The following is a 2795-nucleotide window of genomic DNA, read 5'->3' on the forward strand; positions in this document are numbered from 1 at the left end:
CCGTCACGATCGTCGCGTGGTGGGTCGCGGCGCCGTACAGGAGGCCGCCGCCGGCCGCGAGCAGGACGGCGCCGGACGCGGTGCGGCGGGCGAGGCGCGGGGCGGGCGGGGTCGCGGCCTCGCGCAGCGCGGCCATCGGGGAGGTCCCGGCGGCCCGGCGGGCGGGCAGGTAGGCGGCGACCAGCGTGACGAGGACGCCGACCGCGTACGCCGCGACCGGCGTGAGCGGGCCGATGACCAGCGCGGTGCCGGAGAGGTCGACGCCGAAGCCGGAGATCAGCGACTTCAGGCCGGCGGCCAGGCCGATGCCCGCGCCGAGGCCCAGCGTCGAGCCGGTGACGCCGAGCAGCAGCGCCTCGGTGAGCACCGAGCGCAGCACCTGGCCGCGGCCGGCGCCCAGGGCGCGCAGCAGGCCGAGTTCGCGGGTGCGCTGGGCGACGAGCATGGAGAAGGTGTTGAGGATCAGGAAGACGCCGACCAGCACCGCCAGTGCGGCGAAGCCGAGCAGGGCGATGGTCACGACGCCGAGGAAGGAGCTGATCTGCTGGGCGGCGGTGGCGGCCTGCTGTTCCTTGGTGGCCACCGAGTAGCCGTCGCCGAGCGCGGCCTTGATCGCCGCCTGGGCGGCGGTGTGGCTGGTGCCGGGGGCGGTGTCGACCGTGATTCCGGTGAACCGGCCGGGCTTGCCCAGGAGTTGGGCCTGCGCGGTGGCGGTGTCGAGGTAGGCCATGGTCACGCCCGGGTTGCCATTGGCGTAGGTGACGATGCCGACCAGCGTGCCCGGGGTGGAGCCGGCGGGCGTGAGGACGTGCAGCGGGTCGCCGAGGCGCAGGCCCTTGTGCCGGGCGCTGGCCTGGTCGACGACGATCTCGCCGGCCTTCGTGGGCGCGTGGCCCTGGGCGAGGTGCACCTGCGGGTCGTCGTACCAGTTCTGGCCGAGCGTGGGCGCGCCCGTGGTGGGGCCGACGGGCTTGTTGTCCTTGTCGACGACGGTCAGGCTCTGCAGGCTCACCTGGCCGTGCGCGGCCCTGACCCCGGGGACGGCGGCGACCTCGGCCACGGCGCTCGCGGGCAGCGTCGGGGTCTCGCCGGACAGGCCGCGGTCCTCGACCTCGGGGGTGAAGGCCTGCTTGGGCTTGACCGTGACGTCGGCGGCGGTCGAGCCGGCGATGCCCGTGAACGCGACGTCGATGGTGTCGGAGAACACCAGGGTGCCCGAGACGAAGGCCACGCCGAGCAGGACGGCCAGGGTGGACAGCGCCATCCGGCCCTTGTGGGCGAGGAAGCCGCGGATGCTTGCCTTGATCATCGTCAGCTGGTCCGTCCGGCGCCGTCGAAGCCGCGCATCCGGTCGAGCACCGAGTCGGCGGTGGGGCCGGTCAGCTCGTCCACGATCCGGCCGTCCGCGAGGAAGAGCACGCGGTCGGCGAAGGAGGCGGCGACCGGGTCGTGGGTGACCATGACGATCGTCTGGCCGAGGTCGTCCACGGAGGAGCGGAGGAAGCCGAGCACCTCGGCGCCGGCCCGGGAGTCGAGGTTGCCGGTGGGCTCGTCGGCGAAGACGATCTCCGGGCGGCCGGCCAGCGCGCGGGCGCAGGCGACGCGCTGCTGCTGGCCGCCGGACAGCTCGGACGGCCGGTGCCGGAGGCGCCCGGCCAGGCCGACGGTGTCGATGACCCGGTCCAGCCACGCCTGGTCGGGCTTGCGGCCGGCGATGTCCATGGGGAGGGTGATGTTCTCCAGGGCCGTCAGCGTCGGGAGCAGGTTGAAGGCCTGGAAGACGAACCCGATCCGGTCACGCCGGATCCGGGTGAGCTTGCGGTCCTTGAGCCGGGTGATCTCGTCCTCGCCGATCCAGATCTGCCCGCCGCTCGCCGTGTCGAGCCCGGCCAGGCAGTGCATCAGGGTCGACTTGCCGGAGCCGGACGGGCCCATGATCGCCACGAACTCGCCGCGCCGGACGGACACGTCGACCGCGTCCAGCGCGACGACGCGGGTCTCGCCGGAGCCGTACGCCTTGGTCAGTCCCTCGGCGCGGGCCGCGGTGGTGCGGGGTGGGGCGTCGGTCGCCGTTTCGGTCGTCACGACTCGTCTCCTGGGTACGCCGGCCGCCGCTCGCGGGTCGCGGCGGGCATGGCAGACTCTGGGCAGGGCAGGATCTTCTACGAAGACGTAGAAGTTCTACGTGGAATGTAGAAGATGATGCGGGAGGTGACCAAGTCCGTGGGCGTGCACGAACCCACCCCGGCCACCGGACGGGGCAAGGGCGAGCTGGAGGCCGAGGTCCTCGCGGCCCTGCGCACGGCCGCACCCGCGGCGCTGACCCCGGGCGAGGTGCTCGAACGGGTCGACGACCGGCTCGCGTACACGACCGTCGTCACCGCCCTCAGCCGCCTGCACGCCAAGGGCCTGCTGACCCGCGAGAAGCGCGGCCGGGCCTTCGCCTACACCGCCGGCGCCGACGAGTCCGAACTCGCCGCCCGCACGATGCGCCGCGTCCTGGACGGGCGCAGCGACCGCGAGGCCGTCCTGACCCACTTCGTCGACGAACTCTCCGACGACGACGAGGACTTCCTGCGCCGACTGCTGGACTCCGGCTCGTAGGCGCCGCCGGATGCGCATCGCCGTCTACCTCCCGCTGCTCTTCCCCCTCCTGGCCGCGCTGATCGCCCGGCCGGTCGGCGAACGGCTGCCGCCCCGCCTGGCCACGTGGCTGCTGACGGTCGGTTCGCTGGTGCCGGCCGAACTTCGCGCCGACCAGCAGGGTCAGACCCACCACCAGCAGGGCGGTGGCC

General features: G+C 73.8%; 3 protein-coding genes and 1 pseudogene. 2 read left to right on the plus strand and 2 right to left on the minus strand.

Annotated features, from left to right (window positions below; translation table 11 throughout):
- Together AB0O00_RS34500 and AB0O00_RS34505 are read right to left on the minus strand one after the other, a co-directional pair.
- Window positions 1-1309: FtsX-like permease family protein (locus AB0O00_RS34500; RefSeq protein WP_363658584.1), on the minus strand; the 1309-nt coding region annotated here is incomplete at its 3' end.
- 2 nt (window positions 1310-1311) lie between these two features.
- Window positions 1312-2085, minus strand: coding sequence for an ABC transporter ATP-binding protein (locus AB0O00_RS34505; RefSeq protein ID WP_363658586.1), 774 nt, complete (start codon window positions 2083-2085; stop codon window positions 1312-1314).
- A gap of 126 nt (window positions 2086-2211) precedes the next feature.
- Here AB0O00_RS34505 and AB0O00_RS34510 point away from each other — a divergent pair, with 126 nt between their 5' ends.
- Both AB0O00_RS34510 and AB0O00_RS34515 read left to right on the plus strand, forming a co-directional pair.
- Window positions 2212-2604 carry a BlaI/MecI/CopY family transcriptional regulator gene (locus tag AB0O00_RS34510; RefSeq protein ID WP_363658588.1) on the plus strand — a complete coding sequence of 131 codons (393 nt, stop codon included), beginning with the start codon at window positions 2212-2214 and terminating at the stop codon, window positions 2602-2604.
- Window positions 2605-2614: 10 nt separating this feature from the next.
- A pseudogene (locus AB0O00_RS34515) lies at window positions 2615-2795 on the plus strand (hypothetical protein); the annotation flags it as partial.

Origin of the sequence: Kitasatospora sp. NPDC093558 (genome assembly GCF_040683475.1) — a bacterium.
Lineage (GTDB): Bacteria > Actinomycetota > Actinomycetes > Streptomycetales > Streptomycetaceae > Kitasatospora.